Origin of the sequence: Kitasatospora sp. NPDC101447, from assembly GCF_044767225.1 — a bacterium.
GTDB lineage: Bacteria > Actinomycetota > Actinomycetes > Streptomycetales > Streptomycetaceae > Kitasatospora.
The window spans coordinates 24,184-50,180 of sequence record NZ_JBIWNL010000037.1; the positions used below are offsets into that span (position 1 = coordinate 24,184).

The 25,997-nt window shown below is 73.3% G+C and carries 30 protein-coding genes; 20 read left to right on the forward strand and 10 right to left on the reverse strand.

What is annotated here, in order from left to right; genetic code table 11:
- The first annotated feature begins 126 nt into the window (after nucleotides 1-126).
- The gene (locus tag ACIRST_RS34280; RefSeq protein WP_350525118.1) at nucleotides 127-336 is read left to right on the forward strand and encodes a hypothetical protein; all 210 of its coding nucleotides are present in this window, start codon (nucleotides 127-129) and stop codon (nucleotides 334-336) included.
- A 24-nt stretch (nucleotides 337-360) separates the two neighbouring features.
- Here the strand turns inward: ACIRST_RS34280 and ACIRST_RS34285 are convergent, their stop codons facing one another.
- Nucleotides 361-3,657, reverse strand: a complete 3,297-nt coding sequence (locus ACIRST_RS34285) for a sacsin N-terminal ATP-binding-like domain-containing protein (protein ID WP_402807379.1) — start codon at nucleotides 3,655-3,657, stop codon at nucleotides 361-363.
- Between the two features lie 129 nt (nucleotides 3,658-3,786).
- Here ACIRST_RS34285 and ACIRST_RS34290 point away from each other — a divergent pair, with 129 nt between their 5' ends.
- Nucleotides 3,787-4,164 (forward strand): hypothetical protein, encoded by a 378-nt coding sequence (locus ACIRST_RS34290; protein WP_350525120.1) that lies wholly within the window; start codon nucleotides 3,787-3,789, stop codon nucleotides 4,162-4,164.
- 61 nt (nucleotides 4,165-4,225) lie between these two features.
- Here ACIRST_RS34290 and ACIRST_RS34295 read toward each other — a convergent pair whose 3' ends face one another.
- Complete coding sequence (locus tag ACIRST_RS34295) at nucleotides 4,226-5,107, reverse strand: DUF3027 domain-containing protein (protein ID WP_350525178.1); 882 nt, start codon at nucleotides 5,105-5,107, stop codon at nucleotides 4,226-4,228.
- 721 nt (nucleotides 5,108-5,828) lie between these two features.
- Between ACIRST_RS34295 and ACIRST_RS34300 the strand changes: the two genes are divergently transcribed.
- From ACIRST_RS34300 to ACIRST_RS34315, 4 genes are all read left to right on the forward strand, one after another.
- The gene (locus ACIRST_RS34300) at nucleotides 5,829-7,181 is read left to right on the forward strand and encodes an MFS transporter (RefSeq protein WP_402807478.1); all 1,353 of its coding nucleotides are present in this window, start codon (nucleotides 5,829-5,831) and stop codon (nucleotides 7,179-7,181) included.
- Nucleotides 7,182-7,252: 71 nt separating this feature from the next.
- On the forward strand, nucleotides 7,253-7,783 hold the full coding sequence (locus ACIRST_RS34305) for a hypothetical protein (protein ID WP_350525121.1): 531 nt from the start codon (nucleotides 7,253-7,255) through the stop codon (nucleotides 7,781-7,783).
- A gap of 10 nt (nucleotides 7,784-7,793) precedes the next feature.
- The gene (locus tag ACIRST_RS34310) at nucleotides 7,794-8,612 is read left to right on the forward strand and encodes a futalosine hydrolase (protein WP_350525122.1); all 819 of its coding nucleotides are present in this window, start codon (nucleotides 7,794-7,796) and stop codon (nucleotides 8,610-8,612) included.
- Nucleotides 8,605-9,459, forward strand: coding sequence for a 1,4-dihydroxy-6-naphthoate synthase (locus ACIRST_RS34315; protein WP_350525123.1), 855 nt, complete (start codon nucleotides 8,605-8,607; stop codon nucleotides 9,457-9,459). Before ACIRST_RS34310 ends, ACIRST_RS34315 begins: the two co-directional genes overlap by 8 nt.
- Before the next feature lie 25 nt (nucleotides 9,460-9,484).
- Here the strand turns inward: ACIRST_RS34315 and ACIRST_RS34320 are convergent, their stop codons facing one another.
- Complete coding sequence (locus tag ACIRST_RS34320) at nucleotides 9,485-9,868, reverse strand: cold-shock protein (RefSeq protein ID WP_270144901.1); 384 nt, start codon at nucleotides 9,866-9,868, stop codon at nucleotides 9,485-9,487.
- Between the two features lie 474 nt (nucleotides 9,869-10,342).
- Between ACIRST_RS34320 and ACIRST_RS34325 the strand changes: the two genes are divergently transcribed.
- Nucleotides 10,343-10,573, forward strand: a complete 231-nt coding sequence (locus ACIRST_RS34325) for a hypothetical protein (RefSeq protein ID WP_350525124.1) — start codon at nucleotides 10,343-10,345, stop codon at nucleotides 10,571-10,573.
- Nucleotides 10,574-10,670: 97 nt separating this feature from the next.
- Here ACIRST_RS34325 and ACIRST_RS34330 read toward each other — a convergent pair whose 3' ends face one another.
- Complete coding sequence (locus ACIRST_RS34330) at nucleotides 10,671-11,294, reverse strand: HAD family hydrolase (RefSeq protein WP_396549404.1); 624 nt, start codon at nucleotides 11,292-11,294, stop codon at nucleotides 10,671-10,673.
- Between the two features lie 99 nt (nucleotides 11,295-11,393).
- Here ACIRST_RS34330 and ACIRST_RS34335 point away from each other — a divergent pair, with 99 nt between their 5' ends.
- The 5 genes from ACIRST_RS34335 to ACIRST_RS34355 all read left to right on the forward strand — a co-directional run bounded on the left by ACIRST_RS34335 (nucleotide 11,394) and on the right by ACIRST_RS34355 (nucleotide 16,220).
- Complete coding sequence (locus ACIRST_RS34335; protein ID WP_350525126.1) at nucleotides 11,394-12,431, forward strand: iron ABC transporter permease; 1,038 nt, start codon at nucleotides 11,394-11,396, stop codon at nucleotides 12,429-12,431.
- The gene (locus ACIRST_RS34340; protein ID WP_402807386.1) at nucleotides 12,428-13,495 is read left to right on the forward strand and encodes a FecCD family ABC transporter permease; all 1,068 of its coding nucleotides are present in this window, start codon (nucleotides 12,428-12,430) and stop codon (nucleotides 13,493-13,495) included. Before ACIRST_RS34335 ends, ACIRST_RS34340 begins: the two co-directional genes overlap by 4 nt.
- A 1-nt stretch (nucleotide 13,496) precedes the next feature.
- Nucleotides 13,497-14,309, forward strand: a complete 813-nt coding sequence (locus ACIRST_RS34345) for an ABC transporter ATP-binding protein (protein ID WP_350525128.1) — start codon at nucleotides 13,497-13,499, stop codon at nucleotides 14,307-14,309.
- Nucleotides 14,310-14,391: 82 nt separating this feature from the next.
- Nucleotides 14,392-15,384 carry an iron-siderophore ABC transporter substrate-binding protein gene (locus ACIRST_RS34350; protein ID WP_350525129.1) on the forward strand — a complete coding sequence of 331 codons (993 nt, stop codon included), beginning with the start codon at nucleotides 14,392-14,394 and terminating at the stop codon, nucleotides 15,382-15,384.
- Nucleotides 15,385-15,497: 113 nt separating this feature from the next.
- Nucleotides 15,498-16,220, forward strand: a complete 723-nt coding sequence (locus ACIRST_RS34355) for a VC0807 family protein (protein WP_402807388.1) — start codon at nucleotides 15,498-15,500, stop codon at nucleotides 16,218-16,220.
- Here the strand turns inward: ACIRST_RS34355 and ACIRST_RS34360 are convergent.
- Nucleotides 16,202-16,990 (reverse strand): DUF6597 domain-containing transcriptional factor, encoded by a 789-nt coding sequence (locus ACIRST_RS34360; protein WP_402807391.1) that lies wholly within the window; start codon nucleotides 16,988-16,990, stop codon nucleotides 16,202-16,204. The genes ACIRST_RS34355 and ACIRST_RS34360 overlap by 19 nt on opposite strands.
- Nucleotides 16,991-17,055: 65 nt before the next feature.
- Here ACIRST_RS34360 and ACIRST_RS34365 point away from each other — a divergent pair, with 65 nt between their 5' ends.
- Nucleotides 17,056-17,643 (forward strand): TIGR03086 family metal-binding protein, encoded by a 588-nt coding sequence (locus ACIRST_RS34365; RefSeq protein ID WP_402807392.1) that lies wholly within the window; start codon nucleotides 17,056-17,058, stop codon nucleotides 17,641-17,643.
- Here the strand turns inward: ACIRST_RS34365 and ACIRST_RS34370 are convergent.
- Nucleotides 17,640-18,515 (reverse strand): LysR family transcriptional regulator, encoded by an 876-nt coding sequence (locus ACIRST_RS34370; protein ID WP_402807395.1) that lies wholly within the window; start codon nucleotides 18,513-18,515, stop codon nucleotides 17,640-17,642. The genes ACIRST_RS34365 and ACIRST_RS34370 overlap by 4 nt on opposite strands.
- 70 nt (nucleotides 18,516-18,585) lie before the next feature.
- Between ACIRST_RS34370 and ACIRST_RS34375 the strand changes: the two genes are divergently transcribed.
- On the forward strand, nucleotides 18,586-18,954 hold the full coding sequence (locus ACIRST_RS34375; protein WP_402807397.1) for a nuclear transport factor 2 family protein: 369 nt from the start codon (nucleotides 18,586-18,588) through the stop codon (nucleotides 18,952-18,954).
- A gap of 175 nt (nucleotides 18,955-19,129) precedes the next feature.
- On the opposite strand, the gene ACIRST_RS34380 is transcribed toward ACIRST_RS34375, so the two are convergent.
- Both ACIRST_RS34380 and ACIRST_RS34385 read right to left on the reverse strand, forming a co-directional pair.
- On the reverse strand, nucleotides 19,130-19,363 hold the full coding sequence (locus tag ACIRST_RS34380; RefSeq protein WP_402807400.1) for a hypothetical protein: 234 nt from the start codon (nucleotides 19,361-19,363) through the stop codon (nucleotides 19,130-19,132).
- Between the two features lie 11 nt (nucleotides 19,364-19,374).
- Nucleotides 19,375-19,737 (reverse strand): ATP-binding protein, encoded by a 363-nt coding sequence (locus ACIRST_RS34385; RefSeq protein WP_402807402.1) that lies wholly within the window; start codon nucleotides 19,735-19,737, stop codon nucleotides 19,375-19,377.
- Between the two features lie 266 nt (nucleotides 19,738-20,003).
- Here ACIRST_RS34385 and ACIRST_RS34390 point away from each other — a divergent pair, with 266 nt between their 5' ends.
- Entirely contained in the window at nucleotides 20,004-20,867 is an 864-nt protein-coding gene (locus ACIRST_RS34390) for a helix-turn-helix transcriptional regulator (protein ID WP_350525137.1), read from the forward strand.
- Nucleotides 20,860-21,051 (forward strand): DUF397 domain-containing protein, encoded by a 192-nt coding sequence (locus ACIRST_RS34395; protein WP_402807406.1) that lies wholly within the window; start codon nucleotides 20,860-20,862, stop codon nucleotides 21,049-21,051. The genes ACIRST_RS34390 and ACIRST_RS34395 overlap by 8 nt, the downstream gene beginning before the upstream one ends.
- A 68-nt stretch (nucleotides 21,052-21,119) precedes the next feature.
- On the opposite strand, the gene ACIRST_RS34400 is transcribed toward ACIRST_RS34395, so the two are convergent.
- On the reverse strand, nucleotides 21,120-21,965 hold the full coding sequence (locus ACIRST_RS34400) for a helix-turn-helix transcriptional regulator (RefSeq protein WP_350525139.1): 846 nt from the start codon (nucleotides 21,963-21,965) through the stop codon (nucleotides 21,120-21,122).
- Nucleotides 21,962-22,717, reverse strand: a complete 756-nt coding sequence (locus ACIRST_RS34405) for a DUF6879 family protein (protein WP_402807409.1) — start codon at nucleotides 22,715-22,717, stop codon at nucleotides 21,962-21,964. Before ACIRST_RS34405 ends, ACIRST_RS34400 begins: the two co-directional genes overlap by 4 nt.
- Before the next feature lie 313 nt (nucleotides 22,718-23,030).
- Between ACIRST_RS34405 and ACIRST_RS34410 the strand changes: the two genes are divergently transcribed.
- From ACIRST_RS34410 to ACIRST_RS34425, 4 genes are all read left to right on the forward strand, one after another.
- The gene (locus ACIRST_RS34410) at nucleotides 23,031-23,576 is read left to right on the forward strand and encodes a DUF6879 family protein (protein ID WP_350525141.1); all 546 of its coding nucleotides are present in this window, start codon (nucleotides 23,031-23,033) and stop codon (nucleotides 23,574-23,576) included.
- The gene (locus ACIRST_RS34415) at nucleotides 23,573-24,415 is read left to right on the forward strand and encodes a helix-turn-helix domain-containing protein (protein WP_402807412.1); all 843 of its coding nucleotides are present in this window, start codon (nucleotides 23,573-23,575) and stop codon (nucleotides 24,413-24,415) included. The genes ACIRST_RS34410 and ACIRST_RS34415 overlap by 4 nt, the downstream gene beginning before the upstream one ends.
- 128 nt (nucleotides 24,416-24,543) lie before the next feature.
- On the forward strand, nucleotides 24,544-24,702 hold the full coding sequence (locus ACIRST_RS34420) for a hypothetical protein (protein ID WP_402807414.1): 159 nt from the start codon (nucleotides 24,544-24,546) through the stop codon (nucleotides 24,700-24,702).
- Between the two features lie 3 nt (nucleotides 24,703-24,705).
- Nucleotides 24,706-25,878, forward strand: coding sequence for a methyltransferase domain-containing protein (locus ACIRST_RS34425; RefSeq protein WP_402807417.1), 1,173 nt, complete (start codon nucleotides 24,706-24,708; stop codon nucleotides 25,876-25,878).
- Nucleotides 25,879-25,997 lie beyond the last annotated feature (119 nt).

Consider the following 25,997-nt stretch of genomic DNA (forward strand, 5'->3'; position numbering starts at 1 on the left):
GATCGGGGCCGGGCGAGCAGGGGGTGAGCAGGGCCGGGTGAGCGGCGAGTCAGGGCGACACGCGCCGCGGCATGAGTGACAGTCCCCGCCCCGGGGCCCGATGATGGCCCCGGGAGGGGGTGCCGAATGGCGCGCAGGGGTGGGGATTTGGAGGCGTTCGTCGCCTTTCTGGGCGGACTGCTCGCGGTCGGGCTGACCGCGCTGGCGATGGCGGGCGTCGGCCTGGCGGTCAGGCCGACGCCCGCACTGCGGGTCGCCGCGCTGGTGACCCTGGGCGCGGTCTGGCTGACCGTCACCGTCACCGTGTACGGCCGTCTGCGGGCGCGCACCGGCTGAGCCCGGCACGCGCCCCCGCCGGGCTCAGCCCTCGAAGTCCCGGGCCGCCGACAGCTCGTACGCCCGGTCCGGCTCGCTGAGCGCGGCCAGCACCTCGAAGCGCCGGTGCCACTGCCCGACCGACCAGGCGAGGCCGGCCGCGAGGCCCTCCGGGGTGGCCGCGTGCAGCAGGCCGGGCACCGGCGGGACCTCGAACTCGTCGTCCTCGTCGTCGGCTTCGGCGAGCTCCGGGTCGTACGGCGGCTCCGGGGTGTCCGCCCCGGTGTCCCACCGCCAGTCCACCGCGGCCTCGTCGCCGTCCGGCCCGACGACCAGCAGCTCCTCGTGCTCCTCGTACGCGACGGGGCACCCGGGCAGCAGCTCGCGCACCACGGCCGGCACCCGGTGCAGCACGCCCTCGGAGAGCACCCGGCCGCCGGCCACCTCGCTGGCCAGCGACACGTGCAGCCGCTCGGCGAGGTCGGCCGCGAGCGCCGGGGCGACCGGCAGCAGCGGGTACGGGTGCAGCAGCTGGACCAGGTCGGGGGCGTCCGCGACGACCGCCTCGGTGGCGTCCACCACCACGGTGTGGGCCGGTCGCCGCCCGGTGGCCGGGTCCAGCGGGGGCAGCGCCCGCACCACGTCCAGCGGATCGATCCGCTCGCGCTCCACCCGGGCCAACGCGCTGTGGAGGCCGTGCAGTTGGCGGTGGCCGACCTCGACGGCCGGGTCGGTCATCCGGTCCAGCACCTCGTCCGGCCCGTGCGGCTCGGCGAGCAGCGCGGCCAGCGTGGTGCGCACCCCCAGCGCGTGCAGGAACTGGTCGTCCAGGGTGGTGCGCGCCTCGTCGTAGAGGCCGCGCAGCAGCGGGTCGGCCCCGGCGGCGCGCAGGCCGGCCGGCTCGCGGCCCGCCAGCACCGGGTGGTCGCGCAGCCACCACGCGGTGTACGGGGGCAGGTCGGCGTACGAGCCGTCCGGCAACAGGGTGCGCACCGGGTTGACCACGGCGTCCCGGTACGGCGGGCGGGCCAGTGCGGCGAGCGCCTCGGGCCAGGCGTCGTCGTCCACCAGGTCGAGGTCGCGCACGGCCAGCAGCTCGGCGGCCACCGGCGGCACGCCGACGGCCTCGTCGGCCTGCAGGGCCTCCAGCACGTCCTCGGCCCACTCGGCGAGCCCGTCCGGGGCCTCGTCCAGCAGGCCGGTGGGGTGGCCGCCGGCCGCCCGGTCGGCGGGGGCGGTGGGGTCGAGCCGCTCCAGGTCGTCCGGGTCGAGCACCACGTCCTCGGCGCGCACCAGGACGAAGTCGGCCAGCACCCCGACGGCCGCGAGCACCTCGGACCCCCAGCGCTCCAGCAGCTCGTCGTCCACCCAGCCGGCGTCCTCCTCGCGCGCGAGCGCGGCGAACGGGCTGCCGGGCAGCACGAGTTCGCCCGCCCGGGCCGGCTCGCCCTCGTCGTCGAGCAGCGCCAGCCGGGCCAGCCAGGGGTGCTCACCCGGCTCGGGGGCGGCCGCCTTCACCAACGCCAGGACGGCGTCGGCGAGTTCGATCGCCGTGTCCAGGTCGTCCTCGGCCAGCTCGTACGAGCGGGCGACGGCGGCGCGCACCTCGGGGGTGTCCAGCACCCCGGCCGGCGTGGCGGTGCCCGCGCCGAGCTTGGACAGCAGCGGGTGGGCGGCCTCGGGGTGCGCCAGGCGCAGGTCGAGCGCGGCCAGTGCGCCGGCCAGCGACTCGGGGTAGCCCGGGAAGGCCGCCCAGTCGGCGTCCTCCGAGGGCAGCAGGACCCGCCGCGGCCCGGTCACCGTCCGGCCGTCCGCGAGCGGCACGGGCAGCGCGCCGAGCGCCTCCGGGTCGGCCCCGCCCAGCGCCGCGTACAGGTTGCGCCACCAGCCGGGCTCGCGGTCCAGGCCGCCGAGCTGGTCCACCACATCGGCCAGCGGCACCCGGCGCACGTTCAGCACCCGCAGCTCGGTGCGGCGCTCCAGACCGGCCGGCAGCAGCCCGGGGAAGATCGGTGCGAGCGCCTCGACCACCGAGCCGTCCGCGCCCTCCAGCAGCGTCGCGTCCCGGGGCCGCAGCGCCGGCGTGCCCTCCTCGACCGGCGCCGGGTGCGGCAGGAACGGCGTGCCGGGCAGCCGGGACAGCACCGCCGCGCGCAGCGCGTTGTCCAGCGCGCCCTGGCCGAGCGGCCCGGGCACCAGGCCGAGCGAGCCGAGATCGGCTCCGCGGGCGCGCAGCAGGTCGGCGTAGCTGTCGGCGGCGCGCTCGGTGAGGAAGTCGGCCAGCGGGCCGGGCGCGACGTGCCGCCGGGTGGAGTCCAGCGGGTAGGACGCGATCAGCAGCGCGGGCAGGCCGATCGGCTCGTCGCTGGGGGTCGGCGCGTGCAGCACGGACGCGATGCCGGGCTGCTGCGGGACGCCGTCCGCGCCGACCGGCACGGCCCAGGTCACCGTCCAGTACGGGCGGGTGCGCTCCTCGGTGGGCCGGTCGACCAGCAGCTCGGCGGCCAGGCTGCCGGAGGCGCCGGCGGTCTGCCACACCGTCTGCCGCAGCCGGCCGCCCGCGTCGTCGGTGACGGTGACCTCGGTGACGCCGTCCGGGCGGGTCTCGGCGGCGACCCGGGTGAGCGTCCGGGTGCCCTCCGGGGTCTCCACCACGACCTCGGCGAGGCCGGGCAGGGTGAGCAGCAGCGCGTCGTCGATCCCGGCCAGCAGGCGGCGGGTCAGGTCCTCGGCCGCGGCGTCCCGCATCGGCAGCACGACCACCGTGTCGTAGCCCTCGGGGGCCGGACCCTCGGCCGCGAACGGCAGCCGCAGCAGCGGCACGTGGCCGTCCCGGCGACGCAGCTCGTCGGCCAGCGCGGGCTGTGCCTCGGCGAGCGACCGGGCCTCACCGAGCGACCAGCGCACGCCGCCGGTGGCGCTGAGCACGGCGGGCTCGTCGGTGACGGCGAGGACGGCGGCGAAGCCGACCCCGAACCGGCCGACGGCGGGCGCCTCGCCGCGCTTGGAGGAGGCCCGCAGGGTGGACAGCGACTCGACGGCGGCCGCGTCCAGCGAGGCGCCGGTGTTCGCGGCGGCGAGCACGCCGTCGGCGAGGGTCAGCCGCAGCCGCCCGGGGCCGCGGCCCGCGCGGACCGCCGCGTCGGCCGCGTTCTGCGCCAACTCGACCACCAGGCGGTCCCGGTAGCCGCCGAGCGCGAGCTCCTCCTCGGCGTTGGCGTCCTCCCGGAACCGGGCCGGCGAGGCGGCCCAGGCGTCCAGCACCCGCCGCCGCAGCGCAGCGCTCCCGAAGGGGTCCGAGAGGTGCTCGTCCGTGCCGCTGCCGATGATCCGAGGTTCCACGGGACCTGCCGCCTTCCGCTGCCCTGTACGTCGTAGGGCATTCTTCCCTGCCCGGGCACCCCCGGCGGACCAGGGGCGCCCGCTGCCTATGCTGAGCCCCCTGTTCCGGTTGGCGAGGGGGGAAGCCGCATGGTCTCCGACGGTTCCTGGTATGTCCTGATCGAGCGTGACCGGCAGGTCGACGCGGACGGCGCCCACCGGTGGCAGTTGGTCCCGCCGCAGGAAGCCCCGCTGGGCCGGGAGCAGGCGGTCGGGCTGGCGGAGGAGGCCGCCCGCACGTACGTCCCCCGCGAGGGTTCGGAGCCCTCGCGCCCGCCGGAGCGCCGCATCTTCACGATGCCCGATGGCAGCTTCCTGGTCGAGCTCACAGCCGGCGGCTGGAAGCGTCACTTCCGGGTCTCGGTCGCCGAACTCCTCCACAGCGGGCAGGACGCCCCGCCGCCCCGGCCGGCGCCCCGGCCGCAGGACGCCGCCCCTGCCCGGCGCGGCCTGTTCGGCCGCCGCTGAGTCCGGGAACGCCGACGGCCCGCCCCGGTGAGGAACCGGGGCGGGCCGTACGACGGCGAACTCAGGAGTGGCCGAGCTCCTCGGCGGGGGCGTCGGGCTCGACGGAGCCCGAGGCGCGGTCCGGGTGCAGCTGCAGGGGCTCGACCACCAGCTCGTCCAGGATCAGCTCGGACGGCGCCGGCGGGGCCGGGATGACGGCCGCCTCGGAGTGGCCGCCGCAGCCGTACGCGAACGAGACGATCTGGCCGTCGGCCGGACCGAACTCGTTGCCGCACACGCCGAAGGCCTGCCCGAGCGAGCCGCCGATCGGGATCAGGAAGCCGCAGCTCCCGCACGAGGCCGGGGCGGCCTGCGCCATCGGGGTCTGCGGGCCGTGGGCCTTCTCCCAGCGCTCGGCGGCCAGGTGCAGGCCGAGCCGGGAGAGCACCCGGCTGCGGCCCAGGCCGAGCTCCTCGGCGACGGCGTTGATCCGGGCGCGGGCCGGGGCCGGCTGGACGTGCGGGTCGGTGACGACCAGGTCCTCGTCGTCGGCGAGGGCGACCGCGGAGTTCGGCGCGGGCTCGTCCTCGCCGGTCCAGCCGGGCTCCAGCCGCAGGTCGTCGGCACCGGTCGGCAGCAGGTCGCCGGGGCCCATGTCACCGGGGCGCAGCCGCTCGCTCCACGGCACCCACTCGGGGGCCAGGACGGCGTCCTGGCCGGGCAGCAGCACGACCTCGTCCAGGGTGACGTTCTTGGCCCGCGGGGCGCGGGCGACGGTGACCGCCCAGTGCCAGCCGCGGTACGCGGCGTCCAGGCACTCGAAGGTGTGGGTGACGACGCGGTCGGCGTCCGCCTGGACGCCGAGGTGCAGCCCGACGGCCTCCGCCCCGACGGCCTCCTCGGCTGCCTGACGGGCGAGTTCGACGGCCTCGGCACAGAGCCGGTCGGGGGTACGGCTTCGCATCGCAGCACTCACGGCGTCGATTCTCTCCCAGTTCTTATGTCGCCCACGGCGTGTTGCCTGGTCCGTCGCGGCTCGGTAGTCCCTCGTCCATTCTGCGCGACCGGAGGCCCCCTCGGGTACCGGCCGCGCCGCTCGACCGGCCTGCCGGCGCTCCCGGCGCCCGGCGGGCGGACCTTGGGCAGGCTACCCGCCGCCCGGCACCCCGGCACAGTCCGGGGCGGACGCGGACGTTCCGCGGGCGCTCCGCGAGCACCCGTCGACCGCGCCGAGCGGAGCGCAATCCCGCGTCGCCGCGGCGAATCTGGGGCAGGATGGGCTTGTGGCGGACGACAAACCGTCGCAGCACACACTGCGCGCCTCGCAGGCCGGCAGCCCCGACCAGGCGGACGCCGTGCCGCGACAGCAGCCCCCGGTCCCCGGCGCGGGCGAACCGCAGCCGGCGGGCGGAGCCGAGGCGCCCGCCGCCCCCGTGAGTCTGGTCAAGCCGCCCCGGAGCGCCGCGCCCGGCGAGGTGCTCCGCGGCGTCCCCGGGCCGGACGGTCTCCCCGAGTCGGTCGACATCCCCGGGCCGGACGGTCTCCCCGGGCCGGACGGCGTGCCCGGGCCGGACGGCCTCCCGGCGCAGGACGACGCCCCCGGGCCGGACGGCGCCCACGCCCGGCACCTCACCGCCCTCGACGAGGACCTGGAGGAGGAGGCCCCCGAGCCCCGCCGGCACTTCCTGATCCGCACCGCCTCCGCCGCCGGCTCCCGCACCGGCAAGGTGGTGCACGGCACCGGCCGCCGGATCCGCCGGGCCACCGCCGCCGAGGGCGCGGGCGAGTCCGGCCTCGCCAAGCTGATCGAGCTGCACGCGCTCAACTCCTTCGGCGACATGCTGATCACCATCGCGCTGGCCTCGACCATCTTCTTCTCGGTCCCCACCGGCGAGGCCCGCGGCCGGGTGGCGCTCTACCTGCTGATCACGATGGCCCCGTTCGCCATCCTGGCCCCGGTGATCGGCCCGCTGCTGGACCGCCTGCCGCACGGCCGCCGGGCGGCCATGGCGATGTCGATGCTGGCCCGGGCGGTGCTGGCCTGGACGATGGCCGGGGTGATCGCCGGCGGCGGCATCGCGCTCTACCCGGCGGCGCTCGGCGTGCTGGTGGCGTCCAAGGCGTACGGGGTGGTGCGCAGCGTCGTGGTGCCCCGGCTGCTGCCGAGCCGGCTGTCCCTGGTGAAGGCCAACTCCCGGGTCACCCTGGCCGGGCTGCTGGCCACCGGCGTGGCGGCCGCGGTGGGCGGGCTGCTGCACCTGATCGGCCCGAGCTGGCCGCTGCGCGGCGCCTTCCTGGTGTTCGTCATCGGCACCCTGATGGCCTTCCACCTGCCGCACAAGGTGGACTCGGCCAAGGGCGAGCAGCGCGCCGTCCTGCACGCCGAGGTGCACGGCGAGGGCTCGCACCTGATCCACCACAAGCCACCGCCCGTCAAGGCCTCGCTGCGCACCGTCGGCCCGTCGGTGATCCTGGCGCTGCGGGCGATGTCGGCGATGAAGTGGCTGGTCGGCTTCCTGGTGATGTTCCTGGCCTTCCTGCTGCGGGAGGAGCCGATCGGCGGCCTGCAGCCGACGCTGGCGCTGGGACTGGTCGCGCTGGCGGCGGGCACGGGCAACGCGCTCGGCTCGGTGCTCGGCTCCTGGCTGCGCACCCGCGGCCCGGAGCCGACGGTCACCGCGATGCTGCTGCTGGCGACCTGCGCGACGGCGGCGGCCGCGCTCTGGTACGGCGTGGTGACGGTGGTTCTGGTCGCGGGGGTCGCCGGGATGGCGGCCTCGCTGGGCAAGCTGGCGCTGGACGCGCTGATCCAGCGGGACGTCCCGGAGGCGGTGCGGACCTCGGCCTTCGCCCGCTCGGAGACGCTGATGCAGCTGTCCTGGGTGGCCGGCGGCGCGGTCGGCATCCTGCTGCCGCTGAACGGGGTGCTGGGCCTGTCGATCGCCGCCGCGGTGGTCGGCCTGGTGCTGCTGTGGACGTTCCACTCGCTCTTCCGGGTGGGTCTGCGACGGCATTCCGCGGCGCCCCGGGTGGCCTGAGCGGGGTGCGGCAACACGCGGTGGCCGACCCCCGCGTAGCGTGATCGGCCAGGCCCGGTAGATTCTGACCCATGAGCCTCAATTCCCGTGCCATCGCCGCCCTCGGCGCCGTCGTCGTGGTCGGCGCCGCCACGGTGGGCACCTCCGTCGCCATCGCGGCCGGCCAGACCGAGCACAACTCGCACCGTGCCACCCTCACGGTCGGCAACTCCTCGACGGTCGCGGACCCGCTGTGCTGGAACAACGGCAGCCCGATCACCGAGGACCTCCAGGACAAGTGCCAGGAGGACGCCAACACCGCCCTGAAGAACGGCACGCTGCCCACCATGGACGTGGTGGCGAGCGACCGGGTCGGCGTCGGCGTCTCCCCGAACGTGGCCGAGTCGGGCTGGTGGGCCTTCAGCAACGGCGGCTCGACCGCCTCCGGCGGGCGCACCAGCCTCTCGGCGTACGCGAAGGGCCCGACCTGGTCGGGTTCCCAGCAGGCGAACAAGATCCTCAACGCCACCGGCAAGACCCTGATCACGGTGGTCGAGGGCGACAAGAACTCGGACAACCCGATCGCCGTCTGGTACTTCCAGCTGAACACCCAGGACAGCTGACGGTCCTGCGATGACCGCGCACGACGCCGGTAACGGCGCGCACGAGCAGTCGGGCCCCGCGCGGGCCCGGCTGCTCGTCGTCGTCGCGGTGCCCGCCGAGGCGGAGGCCGTGCTGCGCGGCCTCCCGGGCGGCGCCACCGCCCTGCCGCTGCCCGGCGGCACGCTGCACCGGTCCGCCGGCGCTCCGGTGGACGTGCTGGCCGCCGGGGTCGGCCCGGCCGCCGCCGCGGCCGCCGCCTCCGCCGCCCTGGCCGCCCACCCGTACGCCCTGGCCGTCTCGGCCGGGATCGCGGGCGGCTTCGCCCCGCACGCCCCGGTCGGCGCCACCGTGGTGGCCGACGCGATCGTGGCCGCGGACCTCGGCGCGCAGACCCCCGAGGGCTTCGCGGACGTCACCGAACTGGGCTTCGGCACCGTCCGGCACACCCCGCCCCCGGCCGCCGTCGCGCTCGTCAGGGGGGCCCTGGAAGGCCGGGACGGCACCACCGGCCCGGGCGCCGTCGTCGGCCCGGTGCTGACCGTCTCCACGGTCACCGGAAGCGCCGAGCGGGCCGCCGCGCTGGCCGCCCGCCACCCGGGCGCCGCCGCCGAGGCGATGGAGGGCTTCGGCGTCGCCGAGGCCGCCGCCCGGTACGGCGTGCCGGCCCTGGAACTGCGCACCGTGTCCAATCCGGTCGGCCCGCGCGACCGGGCCGCCTGGCGGATCGGCGAGGCCCTGGCCGCCCTGGAGCGGGCCTTCGCGGTGCTGCCCGTCCACGAACTGGCTGCGCGGCACGAGCCGGAACCGGCTGCGCGGCACGAACCGATCGAGGAGGCCGGCCGTGGCTGAACGGCTGAGCATCGCGTACTCGCCCTGCCCGAACGACACCTTCGTCTTCCACGCCTGGGCGCACGGCCTGGTGCCCGGGGCGGACGCCCCCGAGGTGACCTTCGCCGACATCGACGTCACCAACGGCCTGGCCGAGCGCGGCGGGCTGGACGTGCTGAAGATCAGCTACGGCGCGCTGCCGTGGGTCCTGGACGAGTACACCCTGCTGCCCTGTGGCGGCGCGCTCGGGCGCGGCTGCGGGCCGCTGGTGCTCACCCTGCCGGGTGTGGAGGCCCCCGCCGACCTCGCCGGGAAGACCGTCGCGGTGCCCTCCGAGCGCTCCACCGCGTACCTGCTGTTCCGGCTCTGGGCGGCGAAGGCGGTGCCGGGCGGCTTCGGCGAGATCGTCGTGCTGCCGTTCCACGAGATCATGCCCGCCGTCCGGGACGGCCGGGTGGACGCCGGCCTGGTGATCCACGAGGCCCGCTTCACCTACCGGCAGTACGGCCTGCACAGCCTGGCCGACATGGGCGAGGCCTGGGAGGCGGAGACCGGCCTGCCGATCCCGCTGGGCGCGATCGTCGCCAAGCGCTCGCTCGGCGCCGAGCGGCTGCGGGCCGTCGCCGACGCGATCCGCGCCTCCGTCCGGCAGGCCTGGGCGGACCCCGGGGCGAGCCGCGGGTACGTGCTGGAGCACGCCCAGGAGATGGACCTGGACGTCGCGGAGCAGCACATCGGGCTGTACGTCACCGAGTTCACCGAGGACCTCGGCGAGGAGGGCTACGCGGCCGTCCGCGCGCTGCTCACCCGGGCCGCCGCGGAGGGGCTGGTGCCCCCGCTCGACCCGGGTGCGCTCGCGTTCGGGTAGTCCTCCCCCGCTCCGCCCCGCCGCCCTACACGTCGAACTGGTCGGCCACCGCGCGCAGCAGGCCGGCCAGCTTCTGGCCGGTCGGCTTGGCGGGGTAGCGCCCGCGCTGGAGGCCGGGCAGCACCGCGTCCAGGGTGGTGATCAGGTCCTGGACGATCGGGGCCATGTCGTCCGCGCTGCGGCGCTGGGCGGCGGCCACCGAGGGCAGTGCCTCCAGCAGCTGCACGGCCATCGCCTGGTCACCGCGGTGCCCTGCGACCACGCCGAACTCGACCCGCTGGCCCGGCTTCAGCACGGTGACACCGGCGGGCAGCGCCTTGGTGTGGACGAAGACGTCGCCGCCGTCGTCGCGCGACAGGAAGCCGAAGCCCTTCGTCTCGTTGAACCACTTGACCTGGCCGGTGGGCATCTCGAACAGTCCTCGAATGGGTGTGAGGGATCCCGGCCCTGGCCGGGGATCACTGGGTGGTGGGAAAGATGCTGCCGACCTCGACTCGGCGCCCGCGGGCGCTCATGGTCAGCACACTGTCAGGAGCAGACTAACGGTCCGTGACTGCCTCATCCGCGTTCCGCGAAGGATCCGCGTTCCGCGGCCCGATCGGGGCGGTCGGAGTGCGGGGATCTCGCGGCCACGGGCAACCCGGTACTGGCACGGCCGGGTCGCGGCGCTGCGCGGTCCATCGGCTCACACCCCCGGGTCTGAGGACGCGGGGCGCACCTGTAGCGCCCCTCGGCACACCCTCCATACCCCCGCTCAGCAGGGATCAAAACGTTGAGCTGCCGGGAAACTGCGCAACGTGACGAAGCCGCTCCGGTGGGCGGCCCCGCGGGCCGCTCTGCCAGACTGGGGGCGGTCCGGCCCAGCCCCGAGGAGTGAGCAGACGTGAGCAGCCAGAGCGCCGATCCCGGCGACGTGTACGTCAAGGCCGGGGCGATCGTCTTCGGTCTCGGTGCACTCGCCACCCTGGTCACCTTCGTCCCGCTGTTCCTGCACCTGACGCCGCTCCCGACCGCCGCGTACTGGCTGAGCATGCTGATGCCCGCCGGTTTCCTGGCCGCGCTGACCGGACTGTTCCTGAACGCGCGCGACCAGCGCCGCCGCGTCGAGTCCTGAGCCCGGCCCCGAGTCGGGTCCTGAGCCGGGCCCTGAGCGCGCCCTGACGGGTCGGGTTCCCCTGCCTGGCGGCGGGCCCTAGGCCGGGTGGCGGGGCCTAGGCCAGGTGGCGGGCCAGCCAGTCCGGGAAGCCGGTGAGGTCCGCCAGGACCACGTCCGCCCCGGCCTCGCGCAGTTCGTCCGCCCCGTACGGGCCGGTGGCCACCGCGACCGCGACCGCGTCCGCGATCCGGGCGCCCAGGATGTCGCCGAGGTGGTCGCCGACGTAGATGCTCGCGCCCTGCTCGCGCAGGGCCTCGCCCTTGGTCTCGGCCCAGAGGTCGCCGATCAGCACGTCCGCCGGCAGGCCGGCGTGCTCCAGGTGGAGGCGGGCGTTCGGCTCGTACTTCCCGGTGATCACGGCGACCCGGCCGCCGTGGGCGCGGACCGCCTCGACGGCGGCGTGCGCGCCGGGCAGGGCCACGGTCGGGGCGAAGGCGTGGTCGCGGTAGAGCTCGCGGTAGCGCGTCGCGGCCCGTTCCACCTCCTCCTCCGGGAACCAGTTGCGGATCTCGTCGAGCAGCGGCGGGCCGAGCCTGGTGACCGCCAGGTCGGCGTCGATCGGGGTGCCGGTCTCGGCGGAGAGCGCCAGGTAGGTGGCGTGGATACCCGGCCGGGTGTCCAGCAGCGTCATGTCGAGGTCGAAGCCGACGGTGAGCGGGGCCTGTGGGGTCGCGGGCATGCCGCCAGGCTATCCAACGGACAGCCGGGGCCACGAGGCAATTTGCCCCGCCTTCGCGGCGGAACTTAGGTTTACCTGAGTTGTCTGCGGAGAGGGCCCATGACCGACGACACCACCGCACCGCCCGGTGCGCCGCACCGGGCGCCCCGGCGCCGAACGGCGTGGCTCGCCGCCGCCCTGGCCGTCCTGGCCGCCGCGGTACTGCTGAGCCTCGCGGTCGGCAGCCGGACCGTCCCGTTCGGCGAGACCCTCGACGCCCTGCTGCACGGCGGCAGCACCGCGAACGCCGTGGTGATCCGCGAGCTCCGGGTGCCGCGCACGGTCGTCGGCCTGGCCGTGGGGGCGGCGCTCGGCCTGGCCGGGGCCGTCATGCAGGGCCTGACCCGCAACCCGATCGCCGACCCCGGCATCCTCGGCGTCTCCCAGGGCGCGGCGGCCGGCGTGGTGGTCGCCATCTCCGGCTTCGGGGTCTCCACCCTCACCGGGTACGTCTGGTTCGGCTTCGCGGGCGCGGCGATCGCCACCGTCCTGGTCCACGGGCTCGCCGGGCGCGGCCGGGGCGGGGCGACGCCGGTCAAGCTGGCGCTGGCCGGCTCGGCGATGTCGGCCTTCATCGCCTCGCTGAACACCCTCGTGCTGACCACCGACGCGGCCACCATGGACCGGTTCCGCTTCTGGCACGTCGGCTCGCTCTCCGGGCGGACCTCGGACGTGGCCTGGCAGCTGCTGCCCTTCCTGGCCGTCGGCACGGTGCTGGTCCTCGCGGTGGCGCGCGGGCTGGACGCGCTGGCCCTCGGCGACGACACCGCGAAGGGGCTGGGCGCGAGGACCGGCACCGTCCGGGCGCTCGGCGCCCTCGGCGCGACCGTCCTCACCGGCTCGGCGGTCGCGGCGGCCGGCCCGATCGCCTTCATCGGCCTCGCCGTCCCGCACGCGGCCCGCGCCGTCGCCGGCGCCGACCACCGCTGGATCCTCGCCTTCTCCGCCGTCCTCGGCCCGGCCCTGCTGCTGCTCGCCGACACCCTCGGCCGGGTCCTGTTCCCGCCGTCCGAGGTCCCGGCGGGCGTGATGACGGCCCTGGTCGGCGTCCCGGTGCTGGTGGCCCTGGTCCGTCGCCGGAAGGTGGTCGCCGCATGAGCGCCGTCTCCTCCGGCACGGGCCGCGTGCCGCTCCGCGGCTACTCCGTGGTGCGGGCCGGGCGGGCCTCCTTCCTGCTGCACCGGCGCTCGGCGTTCGTCGCCGCCGGGCTGCTGCTGGCGCTCGCCGGGGCGGTGGTGGCCTCGCTGTGCCTGGGCGAGTCCACCGTGTCGCCGGCCGAGGTGGTCAGGGTGGTGCTCGGGCGGCCGAGCCCGGACGAGCTGGTGGTCGGCGAGTTCCGGTTGCCGCGGGTGGTGGTCGGACTGCTGGTCGGCACGGCGCTCGGCCTGGCCGGCGCGCTGATCCAGACCGTCGCCCGCAATCCGCTGGCCAGCCCCGACGTGGTGGGCGTGACCTGGGGCGCGACCGCGACGGTGGTCGGCCTGACGGCGTACGGCGTGGTCGGCTCGACCGGTCAGGCGCCGTACGCGGCGGTGGCCGGCGGCCTGGTGGCCGGGCTGCTGGTGTACGCGCTGGCCTGGCGGCGCGGGCTGCACGCGCAGCGCTTCGTGCTGGTCGGCATCGGGATCAGCGTCGCCCTGTCCTCGCTCACCTCCGTCTTCCTCACCAAGGGCGACGGCTTCCAGGCGCAGGCCGCGAAGGTCTGGATGACGGGCAGCCTGAACGGCGCCGGCTACGACCAGGCCGGCTGGCTCGCCCGGGTGCTGCTCGCGGCCCTGCCCGTCGCGCTGTGGGCGGCGCGCGCCCAGCGGTCGATCTCCTTCGACGACGCGACCGCGGTGGGCCTCGGCCTGCGACTGGACCGGATCCGGCTGGGCATGGCGCTGCTGGGCATCGTGCTGGCCTCCTGTGCGGCCGGGGCCGCCGGGCCGGTGGACTTCGTCGCGCTGATGGCCCCGCAGATCGCGCTGCGGCTGGCCCGCTCGGCGCAGGTCCCGCTGTTCTGCTCGGCGCTGACCGGCGCGCTGGTGGTCGTCCTCGCCGACCTGATCGCCCGGCGGCTGCTGGCGCCGACCGAGCTGCCGGTGGGCGTGGTGACCGGCATGGTCGGCGCGCCGTACCTGATGTGGCTGCTGATCCGATCCCGCCGTGGAGGTTCCTGAGATGTCCGCCCACCGTCTGGAGGCCCGGGGCCTCACCCTGGCCTACGAGACGCGCACGGTCGTCGAGGGCCTGGACGTCCGCATCCCCGACGGCCGGGTGACGGTGATCGTCGGCCCTAACGCCTGCGGCAAGTCGACCCTGCTGCGGGCCCTCGGCCGGCTGCTGAAGCCGGTCCGGGGCGCGGTGCTGCTGGACGGCGAGGAGCTGGCGCGGATCCCGACCAAGCGGATCGCGCAGCGGCTGGGCCTGCTGCCGCAGTCGCCGACCGCCCCGGAGGGCATCTCGGTGGCGGACCTGGTCTCGCGCGGGCGCCAGCCGCACCAGAGCTGGTGGCAGCAGTGGTCGCCGGAGGACGAGGCGGCGGTCTCGGAGGCGCTGGAGCGCACCTCGACCGCGGAGCTGGCCGAGCGCAGCATGGACGAGCTGTCGGGCGGCCAGCGCCAGCGCGCCTGGATCGCGATGGCGCTGGCCCAGGGCACCGACATCCTGCTGCTGGACGAGCCGACCACCTACCTGGACATCGCGCACCAGGTGGAGGTGCTGGACCTGGTCCGCCGGCTGAACGTGGAGCGCGGGCGGACGGTCGTCGCCGTGCTGCACGACCTCAACCAGGCGGCCCGGTACGCCGACCACCTGGTGGCGATGCGGGACGGCCGGGTGGTGGCGCAGGGCGCCCCCGGGGAGGTGGTGACGGCGGAGCTGGTACGCGAGGTGTTCGGGCTGGACTCGGTGGTGGTACCGGATCCGGTGACGGGCACGCCGCTGGTCGTCCCGGGAGCTCCGTGGGCGGCGACGGCGGCGGTGGACGCCTGACGGCACACTCATCGGCACTTTAGCTGCCATTTCGGACATAATCGACGGCGCCCCGACCACACCCGTCTCCCGAGGACCGCCGATGCCCCGGATCACCCGCCGCACCCTCCTCACCGGCCTCGGCGGGGCCGCGCTCGCGGCCTGCACGGGCGGCACCAAGCAGGCCCCGGCTCCGGGCCCGGCGGCCGCCGGCGACCTCGACCCGAGCGCCTCGCCGACCGCCGCCCCGGCGCCGCCGGTCACCGTGAACACCGCCACCGGGCCGGTGCTGGTCCCGGCCGAGCCGATGCGGGTGGTCGTGCTGGACACCGACGCCCTCGACTCGGCGCTGACCCTCGGCATCACCCCGGTCGGCGCCGCGCTCCCCGCCCGCGACACCCGCTACCCCGACTACTGGCCGGCCTCCCGGACCACCGGGATCCGGCTGGTCGGCCCCGCCGGTGCCCCCGACCTGCCGACCGTACGGGCGCTGCGGCCGGACCTGATCCTCTCCAACCAGGCGCGCGACGGCGACCGCTACGACCAGTTGCGCGAGCTCGCCCCCACCGTGCTCACCCAGACCACCGGCGCGCCCTGGAAGGCCGACTTCGAGCTGCACGCCCGGGCGTTGGGGCGGGTGGCCGCCGGGGAGGCCTTCGCCGACGCCTACCAGAAGCACGCCGGGCAGGTGGCGCAGGCACTGTCGGCGGCCCGGCTGTCCGGGCGCCGGGTGAGCCTGGTGCGGTTCGTGGAGGGCGGCGGGATCCGGCTGTACGGCCGGCAGAGCTTCCCCGGGACGGTGCTCGCCGACGCCCAGGTGGGGCGGCCGGACGCGCAGAACGTCGACCAGTCGGACTTCGAGGTCCCACCGGACCAGATCGCGAAGGCGGACGGCGACCTGCTGCTCTACGCGACGTACGGCGATCCCGAACAGGCGGGCCTGGACGCGGTGCTGGCGAGCCCGGGCTGGCAGGCGCTGGGGGCGGTCAGGGCGCACCGGGCGTTCCCGGTGGACGACCAGTTGTGGTTCCAGGGGATCGGTTACACCGGGGCCAACTACGTGCTGGACGAACTGCAGCGCTTCCTCGGCGCGTGAGCAGCGGCCCGCTCGGGCACGATCGATCACGATTCGGTCCGACGTTAGGCGCTTGACCTGCCGCTCCGTCAGAATGAGCCGAAAAATCACGGCTCACTCCGGGGGACGACACAGTGTCAACTACCGCACCCACCAACGCAGCTCCGCATGCTCCGGCCCGCAAGGGGAAGGCGGCCGCTCTCGGCTGGCTGATCAGCATCGGCTTCAACGTCGTCGCGCCGATCATGATCTACAACCAGCTGCACGACCACGGCTACAGCGAATCCACCGCCATCCTGCTCTCGGGCCTGGGGCCGGTGATCGACACCCTGATCTACCTCGTCTGGCACCGCCGGATCGACGAGTTCGCCGTGGTCTCCCTGGTCTTCGTCGCCCTGACCCTGGTCGTCGCACTGATCGGCCCGCAGGACCCGAAGATGCTGCTGGCCAAGGACTCCTTCGTCTCCGGCCTGCTCGGCGTGCTCTACCTGGTCTCGCTCGCCGCCCCGAAGCCGATCATGTTCTACTTCGGGCGCAAGTTCGCCACCGACGGCACGCCGGAGATGGTCGCCTGGTGGAACTCCATGTGGCAGTACCCGGGCTTCCGCAAGGTCCAGCGCAACCTGACCATCGTGTGGGGCGTGGCCTTCGTCCTGGAGGCCGTGCTGCGGATCGTGCTGGTCTACACCCTGTCGCACGGCACCGTGGTGACGGTCAACAACATCCTCCCGTACGTGGTGCTCGGCGGGCTGGTCTACTTCACCATCGCCTACGCCAAGCGGGCCAGTGCCAAGGGCCGGGCCGCTGCGGCCGCCGCTGCCGCCACGGCGGAAGCCGGTCAGCCCGCCGCCGCGTAGCGCGCCGGGGACTCACCCACGGCGGCGGTGAAGTCGCGGGTGAGATGGGCCTGGTCGGCGTAGCCCAGCTCGGCGGCGAGTGCGGAAAGGTCCAACTCGCCGCCGAGGCGCGCGCGTTCGGCCGCCTCGTGCAACCGGGCGCGGCGCAGCACCCACTTCGGGGAGGCGCCGACGTACTCGGCGAACAGGCGCTGCAGACGCCGGACGCCGAGGCCGAACTCCCCGGCCAGGTCGGCCACCCGGCACAGGTCCGGCCGGCCGGTGATGCGCTCCACCATCGCCCCGACCTCCTCGGCGACCGGGTCCGGCGCGGGCAGCCGGGGCAGCAGGAAGGCGTCCGCGAGGGCGGCCGGGTCCGCCGCGTCGCCCAACAGCACCGGGTTGAGCCGGTCGGCCGCGGGCCCGAAGAACTCGGCGGCCGGAAGGGTGCGGTCGGCCAGCTCGCCCACCGGGCAGCCCGCGAACGGCCGGAAGGCACCCGCGCGGAACCGGACGCCCAGCACGTGCCCGGCGCCCTCCAGCCGACGGACGAACAACGAGCGGACCACCCCGTAGACGGTCGCCCGCGGGGCCTCGAACACCAGATGGACGTTGGGGTGGGCGAGCACCTTCTGCTCGTACGCCGGCAGCCCGCGCAGGTCCCAGCCGACCCGCCAGTAGTACTCGACGAACCGCGCCACCTCGGGAGCCGGCTCCAGCCGGTCCACGCTGATCAGCTCGGCCGCCCGGGCCGGGTGGAGCACGCCGCGGCCGAGATCCGGAGAGTCCATGGCGGCCACGTTAGCCGTCGCGTTTCTTCAAGACCCGGTGGTGCGTCCCGGCGCAGGATCGGGGCATGAACGTCCACCCGATGCACCCCTTCCTGGCCCGTGCCGCCTCCGCCGCGGCCGGAGTCGCCGCCGCCGTCCCGGCCGACCACCCGCCGACCGCGCCGACGCCCTGCGCGGACTTCGACACCCGCGCCCTGGTCAACCACTGGGTGCTGTACACCTCGCACGGCCTGGAGCACCGGGCCCTGCGCACCGAGCTGCCCCCGGAGCTGAGTGCGCGGGACTTCACCGCCGACGCCGAATGGCGCCCGGCGTACGCGGCACAGCTGGAGCGCGCCGTCGCGGCGTGGTCCGACCCGGCCGTCTGGGAGGGGGACGTCGACCTCGGCGGCTCGCCGGTCCCGGCGGTGGGGATCGCCCGGATGCTGATCCTGGAGCTGCTCCTGCACGGCTGGGACGTCGCCCGGGCCGTCGGCGTGGAGATCCCGGTCGACGAGGAGCTCGCGGCGGTGGTGCTGGAGATCGTGGCCGAGAACGCCGAGCTGTACCGGCAGTACGAGGGCTTCGCGGAGCCGGTGGCACTGCCGGAAGGCGCCTCGGTGTGGGACCGCGCGCTCGCCGCCTCGGGGCGCGACCCGCACTGGAAGGCCTAGGAACTCCCCAGCGCTGTACGGAGCTTGTCGCGCAGCAGCCGGACCGCCGGAGAGTGCTGGTCGCGCCGGGCGACCAGGCCGAGGCGGGCGTACGTCGCCGCGTCGGTGATCGGGACCGCACGCAGGCCGGCGCCCTCCACGGAGGACGAGCTGAGGACGGCGACCCCGGCGCCGCGCTCGGCGAGGCGGAGCACGGCGAGCGGGGAGCTGGCGTCGATGTCCACGCGCGGGTCGAGTCCGAGCCGGCGGCAGGAGTCCTCGTAGGCGGCACGCAGGCCGGTGCCCGGGGAGAGGCAGAGGATCTTCTCGCCCCGGAGGTCGGCGAGGCCCAGCCCGTCCCGGTCGAGCGGGTGCCCGGCCGGGACGACCGCGACGATGCGCTCGTCCACGACGACGTCGACGTCGAGGCCGGGGTCGGCCTCTCCCGCGAAGCCGATCAGGGCCAGGTCCAGGTCTCCGGAGAGGATCCGGGCCTGGAGGAGGTCGGAGTGGCCCTCGTGCAGGCTGAGTTCGATGCCGGGGTGGGTGCGGCCGAGGTCGGCGACCACGTCGAGGAAGGGCGGGATCGAGCAGCCCATGATCATGCCCAGCCGGACCCGGCCGCGCACCGCGTCGGCGAACTCGGCAGCAGTGTGCCGGATGGCGTCCAGAGTGGCGAGGGCGTTCTTAGCGAGCGGAAGGACGGCCTCTCCGGCGGGGGTGAGGCGGACTCGGCGCCCGGAACGGTCGAGGAGCTGCTGGCCCAACTCGTGCTCCAGCTTGGCGATCTGGGTGCTGACGCCGGACTGGCTCACGTGCAGCCGATGGGCGGCGGCGGTGAAGGTCCCCTCGTCGACCACGGCGGCGAGGTAGCGCAGCTGATGCATCTCCATAACTCAGAATGATAGACAACATCAGATCCATCTGTTGGACGGATGGATCGTCGCGCGGAACGATGGAGTCATGACGACGACGAAGAACGCACGCGAGCTGGCCGAGACCTACTTCACCGCCTGGGAGGCGGGCGACTTCGAGACCCTCCGGGGCGTGCTGGCCGACGACGTGGACTTCGTGGGGGCACTGGGGACCGCCTCCGGCGTGGAGGAGGCACTGGGCGGACTGCGGGGCCTCGGGCAGGTGCTGGAGAAGATCGACGTGAAGGTGCGGGTCGCCGAGGGCGACGAGGTGATCACCTGGTTCGAGCTGAACACCAGCGTCGCGGAGCCCACGCCGACGGTGAACTGGATGCACGTCGAGAACGGGAAGATCGCCCGGATCCGGGTCACCTTCGACCCGCGCGCCCTGCTCGCCGGGTTCGAGAAGAAGAGCTGAGCCCGGAGGGGTAGGGCAGGAGCGCAGGAGGGCCGTGACCAGCGGGGGTGGTCGCGGCCCTCCTCTGCGTGCTGCTACCCGTCCTCGTCGGGCGGGGTCGCACGGAGGGCGGTGACTACGCCCAGGGCGACGGTCGCGAAGGCGAGCGCGAGGAGGACGGCGAAGGCCGCCCCGATCAGGAATCGCACCAGGTCTCGCGGTCGACGTCGAGGAGGAGGGTGAGGAGGTTGAGGAGGGTGGAGGCGGGGGCGGTGCCGAAGCGGACGAGGACCCGGCCGTCGAGGGTCCGGTCGGTGCCGACGGAGGGGAAGATCAGGCCGAACTTCCTGCCACGCTCCTGGACTTCGGCCAGGAGGGTGCGGATGTGGTCGTCGGTGTAGTGCCGGATCCGGGGGTCCGTCGGCTTCATGGGGTGGCGCTTCACGCGGCACCGTCCAGCTCGAACCAGACGGACTTGCCGCGCTCCTGGGGGTCGACGCCCCAACGGTGGGTGAGGCCGGCGACCAGCTGGAGGCCCCGGCCGGACTCGGCGAGGAGGCCACGGGCGGCCGGGGAGGGCACGATCGGGCTCTCGTCCGTGACGGAGACGCGGAGGGAGCGGTCGACGGAGATGATCTGGACGATCGGCGCGGCGGTCGCGCCGTGCCGCCAGGCGTTCACCAGGAGCTCGACGAGCGCGAGCTGCGCGTCGAAGATGGTGGAGGGGGACCAGCCGACGCGCGTCATGGTGTCGAGGAGGGACTGACGGGCGAGGGCGATCGAGGGCGTGTTGAGGTGACGCATGGGACTTCTCCCGAGGCGTGAGTGAGGGAAGAACCGGCGGAACACATGTCGCCGTGAGCCAGGCCAGGCAGATGGGCGCGGCTGCTCTGCGGTGCTTGCTAGCAGGCGTTACTGACGATCCGTCGGATCGAGATGAGCACGACCGTAGCGCATGGGAGTGGATAATTTTCCCCCTCATCGGGAACTTCCCTCTATCGTGGTAGTCGGTAGACCGACGCTCGGCCCGCACGGCAGACTTGAGGTGCTTGCACCCCCGGAAGGAAGCCATGCCGCCACGCGTCAACCCGACACTCCGCCAGCGCAGGTTTGGCATCGAGCTACGGAGGATGCGCGAGCAAGCCGGCTTCGGTGGATCCGAGCTCGGTCGTCTCGTCGGGATGAACCCCGCTCAGGTCACCCAGATGGAATCCGGGCGGATCGGAATCAGCGCAGACCGCCTCCGCACCATTGCTGCGGCCTGCAACTACGCGAATCGTCCGATGATCGATGCCCTTGCCGACATCACCGCCGAACGCGGCCGAGGCTGGTGGGAGGAGTACCGAGAGGTCCTGACGACGGACTTCCTTGAGGTAGCCGAGGTCGAACATCACGCGAAGACACTCTCCACCTCCACCACCACGTACATCCCCGGTCTTCTGCAAACCGGGAGCTACGCGTCCGCGGTCTTCGCTCGGGTCTATCCGCCGTTGCCCCGCAAGGACATCGATGTCCGGACTGCGTTCCGCGTACAGCGGCAGCAAGTGGTCCGAACCGGCAAGATCCCGCTTCGGGCGTTCATCCACGAGGCAGCACTCCGCATGCAGTTCGGTGGTCCCAGGGTGCTCGCAGACCAGCTTGATGCGTTGATCGGAGACTCGACTGACAACGGCATCTCCATCAGGGTGGTGCCGTTCGATGTGGACACATTCCCTGGCGCTGGCGAGAACGTGACCCTTGCACAGGGCCCCGTACCTGAACTCGATACCGTCCAGATGGACACTTCCCCGGGCACGCTCTTCTTCGATTCCCCAGCAGACCTGGCCAAGCATCGAGCCATCTTCGACCGCGTGGACTCCGCTGCGCTTTCCGAGGATGAGTCGCGAGACTTCATCCGGTTCATCAAGAAAGAAGTGGAATCCAGGTATGCCTAAGACCGAGTGGCAGAAGTCGAGCTACAGCGCAGCAAACAACGAGTGCGTGGAGGTACGCGCGGTCGACGGGCTGGTCGAACTCCGCGAGTCCGACGAGGGCCACGTCATCCTCCGCACCACCCCCGCCGCCCTCGCCGCCCTCCTTCAGGGCATCAAGGCCGGCGAATTCGACCACCACGCCTGACCCCCAGCGGCCCCTCGCGCGCAACCGCGCGAGGGGCCGCAAAACCGGACCGCCCCTGGAAGAGCTCCTCAACGCGTATCGCGAAGGGCACGAGCAGCTCTGGCGATCACACGATGGGCTGCCGGGCCGTAGACAGCGCTTTCCGCCAACGCATCCCATGCCCGGATGTGAAGTGCAACGTCGGCCGGATCGTCCAGCCACATCTCTGCGTGCCATGACTCGGTCACGACCAGAGCGTCGTCGTGGATCGAGAAACCCACTCCCACGGGAACTTCCAGATCGGCGCCAAAGGGAACTATGCCGAGGCGTACGTTCCCTTCCACCAACCACGGCACGAGGCGCTCCAGCTGGTCGACCAGTACATCCGGAGGGCAGAGACGGGATACGAGGGCTCCTTCCCACACCAGGAAATGGAATGATCGGAATCGATCCCTGAGTACTCTCTGTCGTTCCATACGGGCAACCACGGCAGCATCGACGTCACGAATCGATGGATGGACTCGGGTGTACCGGGTGAGCACCGCACGGGCGTACCCCGCTGTCTGAAGCAAGCCTGGAATCAAGGTCGGGTCGAATGACCGACGGTCGCTGGTCCGCTGGCCCTGCTCGGCATGTGCCTCCTGTACCGGCCTCACACCACCGGCGAGCTGGCGCCGCCAGGAGCGGTACTGCGTCTCCACCGTCCGGAGTCTGCCCACCAGTTCCGCAGCGGCATCGGGCCTGCCGACACCCGCGGCCCATGCCACCACATCGGCCCTGGTGGGCGACTGCTTTCCGTTCTCCACCTTGCTGACCTTCGACTGCGGCCAGCCCAGCCTCGTAGCCAAGGCACGGCCTGACAGGCCGCTCTCGGTGCGAAGCTCGCGCATCCGAGCACCGAGAGCAGACCGCGCATGTCGAAAGTCGGAGCTCACATGCCGGAAGGTACCCGAGCCCTGAACTCCGCGTAGGGCGTCGCGTGGTGCCAGGCGGCGTCGCGGGCCTGGCAGGCTCGCAGGACTTCCAGTGGGTCGGTGACCAGCTCCATGCCCACGGTGCGTTCTCCCTCGAAGTGGAAGCGCGCGACCGTTCGCGAATCGAAGAGCCAGAAGTCCGAGAACCCGGTCAGGCCGGCCGTCTCGGCGTCCGCCCGCCACATGCACCGGATGTCCTCACCGGCAGCGACGTTGGTCCGGGCACACGCCAGCAGGTACCGCTGCCCCTCGGTGGGCGGGTTGTCCACCAGGCGGACCCGCTCGAACCTCTTTCCCTTGTCGACCATGCGGCGCACGTTCTCGAACCAGGGGTGTCCGACCTCACCGGCCGTGTCGCCGGTGCGCAGAAACTCCGAGTAGGAGGGCATCTGCTTGTCGGAGAGGTACCCGGTCCTGGTCTCCAGCCGCCAGGCGGTGTGTTCGAACCCGTCGTTGATGAACTCGGTGATCTTCTGCTGGGGGACGAACTCGGGCACAGGCGTTGCCTCCTTCGGCGCGAACCTCACGAGCAGTTCTCGGGGCACGACTACGAAGCCTTCATCGTCCTTCACGTACTTGAGCTGTGCCACCTCCTCAGGGTCGGTAACGGCGTACCCCTGGACCACCACCTCTCCGGTGTCCACGTCCTCGTACAGCGTCGGACAGTCACCGACGCCCGAGGTACTACCCACGACGCGCAGCCGCCTGGCCATGACTTTCCCCTTCTCCGACGGTCAGGAAGGTCTCATATTCGGCCTCAACTGGCGCTCCAACAGGACTGATTCTTGATTATTCTCCGAATCCGTCCTGCCATGCCGTGCACCTCACATCCCCGGTCACGCAGATCGGGGCACCTCCCCGGAGCAGGAAGTCGACGGTACCCACCCCCACTGCATGCGCCTTACCACGGCCGATCCTCGACAGTGCAACTGCGACTCTGCGGGCGAACATTGGAGAATCAGTGCTTCCGCCGTGGCAGTTCCAGGGCATCCTGATCCCGTCCGACCGACTACGAGGAGAGCAGCGATGAGCCGGGAACGCACGCTGATCAGCTTCGACGAGTTCGACAAGCTGTTCGTGAGCTTCGAACACACGGCCTTCCGACTGGAGACCCGCCGTCGGTACCGCTCGGACGAACAGGGCGAGTCCTACCGGCGGTTCGTCGCCGGGCTCGACCTCGATTGGGACCTGGACCATCCCTGGTGCGTCTCGCGCCGCGAACAGTCGGCCCTGGGCAAGCGGTTCGAGCGCGTGCGGATCATGGACAACCCACCCTCCGTCGGGCAGCGGTACCTGCTCAACAACTCCATTCGAAACGGCATGGTCGGGGAGGACATCCGGCAGCTCTGGCGTGCCGACGCCGACCGGCTGGGCCTCCCGGCGGAGGACACCTGGCTGTTCGACTCGCGATTCATCGCCCTGTTGCACTTCGATACCGACGACGATCTGACCCACGTCGAACTGATCACCGACCCGGTGCGGGTTGCCCGCGCCTGCCAGGAGCGCGACGCCGCATGGCACTTCGCCCTCCCACACCACGAGTTCCGTGCTCAGGTACCGTCCGACATGTGAGCACCGACTTCCAGCACGCCAGGATCGCCCTCGGTCAGCGGCTCCGCGAGCTGCGGACCGAGGGCGGTCTCACAGGTCGGCAGCTGGCCGATCTCCTGTGCTGGACGCAGTCCAAAGTCAGCAAGCTGGAGACCGGCCGGCAAACGGCCACCCACGACGACCTCAAAGCTTGGGCCGAGGCTGTCGGACAGCCCCGCACGGCAGCCGAACTGTCAGCCCGACTGCGGTCCTTCGAGTCAGGGACCCGGTCCTGGCGACGGCAGTTGGCCGCCGGGCACAAACCGGTGCAGGACACCCTGACTGCCGAGCACGACCGTTCGCACTTCATGCGCGCCTGGGAAGGCGCCATGATTGTCGGGATGCTCCAGACCGCCGACTACGCCCGGCACATCTTCAGCGCGTACGTCGATCTCCACCAGTCCCCACGCGACATAGACGAGGCTGTACGAGCCCGCATCCAGCGCCAGGAGAGCCTGTACCGGTCCGGCAAGCAGTACCACATCCTCATGTGGGAATCTGCCCTTCGCGCCCTGGTCTGCCCTCCGCCCGTGATGGCCGCGCAGCTCGACCGTCTCGCTGGCGTCATCGGCCTGGACACCGTCTCCCTCGGCATCGTCCCATTCGAGGCCCAGCTCAAGTTGCCGCCTGCCAACGGTTTCTGGATCCACGACGAGCGACTCGTCATCGTCGAGGACTGGCACGCCGAGCTCTGGCTCGACCAGCCCGAGAACGTGTCCCTCTACCTGCGCGTCTGGGAGACCCTGGCCGCCTCCGCCGTCTACGGTGCGGAGGCCCACAAGGTGATCACCCGCTGTCGCAGGGCTCTCGGCACCTTCTGAGGAATCTCCGCGAACCCCACCGGCCCGGGTCCGGAATATTCGAGAATCGGCCGCCTTCCGGCCCGCTCCGCCGCCCTACCGTACGTCTCAACGACGTTATTCGACACCGTCGTTGAAAGGAGCAAACCATGCCCGTGTTCGACAACGGCAAGCACGGCGGTGGCTCCGGATCCGGGTCCGGCGGCGGTCAGCAGGACGACAGCAGCAGCGGCAACAAGCACGGTGGCGGCGGCAGCGACGAGGGTGGCAACACCTCGGACGGCAGCGGCCCGACGTCGGGTGACTGACGCGTGATCGAGCAGCAGGAAGCGGAGGCCGGCCGGGCCCGGCTGGCCTCCGCGCTGATCGCGAACGGGTCCATCACCTCGGACTGGTTGTCCGCCTACGACGCCGTCCCCCGCCACTGGTTCGTCCCGGACCTCGTCTGGCCCGGTCAGGGCGACGGTGTCCGCCAGGGCGACTCCGCGAACAGGCACGCCGACCCGGCCGCCTGGTGGCACGCCGTCTACTCCGACGTCCCGCTCACCACCCAGTGGGACGACGGCGACCACACCGGGGAACACCGCGGCACCACGCCCACGTCCTCCAACTCCATGCCCACCATGGTGTTCTCGATGCTCGCCGCCCTGGACGTCGAGCCGGGCGACCGGGTGCTGGAGATCGGCACCGGCACGGGCTGGAACGCCGCGCTCCTCTCCCAGCGCCTCGGCTCCGGCAACGTCGTGACGGTAGAGGTCGACGAGGACAATGCCGCCGAGGCTCAGCTACGGCTGAAGCGCGCCCGGTACTCGCCGACGTTGGTGGTCGGGGACGGCGCCGCTGGCCACCCGCCCCGCGCACCGTACGACCGGGTGATCGCCACCTGCTCGGTTCGCCGGGTGCCGCCCGCCTGGGTTTCCCAAACGAGGTCGGGCGGCCTGATCGTCGCGCCGTGGGGCCCCGAGTATGGCGGGGAGGCCGTGGTCCGGCTCACCGCGGGCGCCGACGGCACGGCGAGCGGCCGGTTCGTCGGATCATCGGCCTTCATGCGGCTCCGCCGCCAACGGGCCATCCGTCCCGGCAGCCTGGCGTACCTGTCCGGGCCGTGGCCGGCGGACGGCACCTCCTCCTCGACGTCCCTCTCCCCGGAGGCCCTGGGCAGCTGGCCGGCCATGTTCGCCGTCGGGGTGCAGGTGCCCGGGGTGTTCCCTCTCGTCGAGCGCTACGCGGACGGCTCCTACACCCTCTGGCTGCACGACACGGCCGTGACGTCCTGGGCCACCGTCGACTGGGAGCCCGGCCGCACCACCTACGAGGTCGTCCAGTCCGGCCCCCGCAGTCTCTGGGACGAGGTGCGATCCGCCTGGCGCTGGTGGGACGACCGGGGCCGCCCCGGCTTCGAGCGCTTCGGCCTCACCGTCACGCCCGACGGCCAGACGGTTTGGCTGGACTCCCCGGACGCCCCGGTGCCTGCCCGGGCTTGAACGGGAGTGGGGGGGGGGGCCCCCCCCCCCCACCCCACCCCCCCCCCCCGCGGACAAGCCAAACACGCCGCGCGGGCGGGGAGGCCCGCCCGGGGGCGGGGGCGAGGGATGTCAGGGTC

Bases quoted from the DNA above. Each gene is read 5' to 3' on its own strand.
- ACIRST_RS34395 (WP_402807406.1), top strand. From the start codon at position 20,860: ATGCCTAAGACCGAGTGGCAGAAGTCGAGCTACAGCGCAGCAAACAAC.
- ACIRST_RS34320 (WP_270144901.1), bottom strand. From the start codon at position 9,868: ATGCCCACCGGCCAGGTCAAGTGGTTCAACGAGACGAAGGGCTTCGGC.
- ACIRST_RS34345 (WP_350525128.1), top strand. From the start codon at position 13,497: ATGTCCGCCCACCGTCTGGAGGCCCGGGGCCTCACCCTGGCCTACGAG.
- ACIRST_RS34335 (WP_350525126.1), top strand. From the start codon at position 11,394: ATGACCGACGACACCACCGCACCGCCCGGTGCGCCGCACCGGGCGCCC.
- ACIRST_RS34380 (WP_402807400.1), bottom strand. From the start codon at position 19,363: ATGAAGCCGACGGACCCCCGGATCCGGCACTACACCGACGACCACATC.
- ACIRST_RS34330 (WP_396549404.1), bottom strand. From the start codon at position 11,294: ATGCCCGCGACCCCACAGGCCCCGCTCACCGTCGGCTTCGACCTCGAC.
- ACIRST_RS34410 (WP_350525141.1), top strand. From the start codon at position 23,031: ATGAGCCGGGAACGCACGCTGATCAGCTTCGACGAGTTCGACAAGCTG.
- ACIRST_RS34360 (WP_402807391.1), bottom strand. From the start codon at position 16,990: ATGGACTCTCCGGATCTCGGCCGCGGCGTGCTCCACCCGGCCCGGGCG.
- ACIRST_RS34280 (WP_350525118.1), top strand. From the start codon at position 127: ATGGCGCGCAGGGGTGGGGATTTGGAGGCGTTCGTCGCCTTTCTGGGC.
- ACIRST_RS34290 (WP_350525120.1), top strand. From the start codon at position 3,787: ATGGTCTCCGACGGTTCCTGGTATGTCCTGATCGAGCGTGACCGGCAG.
- ACIRST_RS34390 (WP_350525137.1), top strand. From the start codon at position 20,004: ATGCCGCCACGCGTCAACCCGACACTCCGCCAGCGCAGGTTTGGCATC.
- ACIRST_RS34370 (WP_402807395.1), bottom strand. From the start codon at position 18,515: ATGGAGATGCATCAGCTGCGCTACCTCGCCGCCGTGGTCGACGAGGGG.
- ACIRST_RS34420 (WP_402807414.1), top strand. From the start codon at position 24,544: ATGCCCGTGTTCGACAACGGCAAGCACGGCGGTGGCTCCGGATCCGGG.
- ACIRST_RS34310 (WP_350525122.1), top strand. From the start codon at position 7,794: ATGACCGCGCACGACGCCGGTAACGGCGCGCACGAGCAGTCGGGCCCC.
- ACIRST_RS34295 (WP_350525178.1), bottom strand. From the start codon at position 5,107: ATGCGAAGCCGTACCCCCGACCGGCTCTGTGCCGAGGCCGTCGAACTC.
- ACIRST_RS34350 (WP_350525129.1), top strand. From the start codon at position 14,392: ATGCCCCGGATCACCCGCCGCACCCTCCTCACCGGCCTCGGCGGGGCC.
- ACIRST_RS34340 (WP_402807386.1), top strand. From the start codon at position 12,428: ATGAGCGCCGTCTCCTCCGGCACGGGCCGCGTGCCGCTCCGCGGCTAC.
- ACIRST_RS34365 (WP_402807392.1), top strand. From the start codon at position 17,056: ATGAACGTCCACCCGATGCACCCCTTCCTGGCCCGTGCCGCCTCCGCC.
- ACIRST_RS34385 (WP_402807402.1), bottom strand. From the start codon at position 19,737: ATGCGTCACCTCAACACGCCCTCGATCGCCCTCGCCCGTCAGTCCCTC.
- ACIRST_RS34405 (WP_402807409.1), bottom strand. From the start codon at position 22,717: ATGGCCAGGCGGCTGCGCGTCGTGGGTAGTACCTCGGGCGTCGGTGAC.
- ACIRST_RS34305 (WP_350525121.1), top strand. From the start codon at position 7,253: ATGAGCCTCAATTCCCGTGCCATCGCCGCCCTCGGCGCCGTCGTCGTG.
- ACIRST_RS34375 (WP_402807397.1), top strand. From the start codon at position 18,586: ATGACGACGACGAAGAACGCACGCGAGCTGGCCGAGACCTACTTCACC.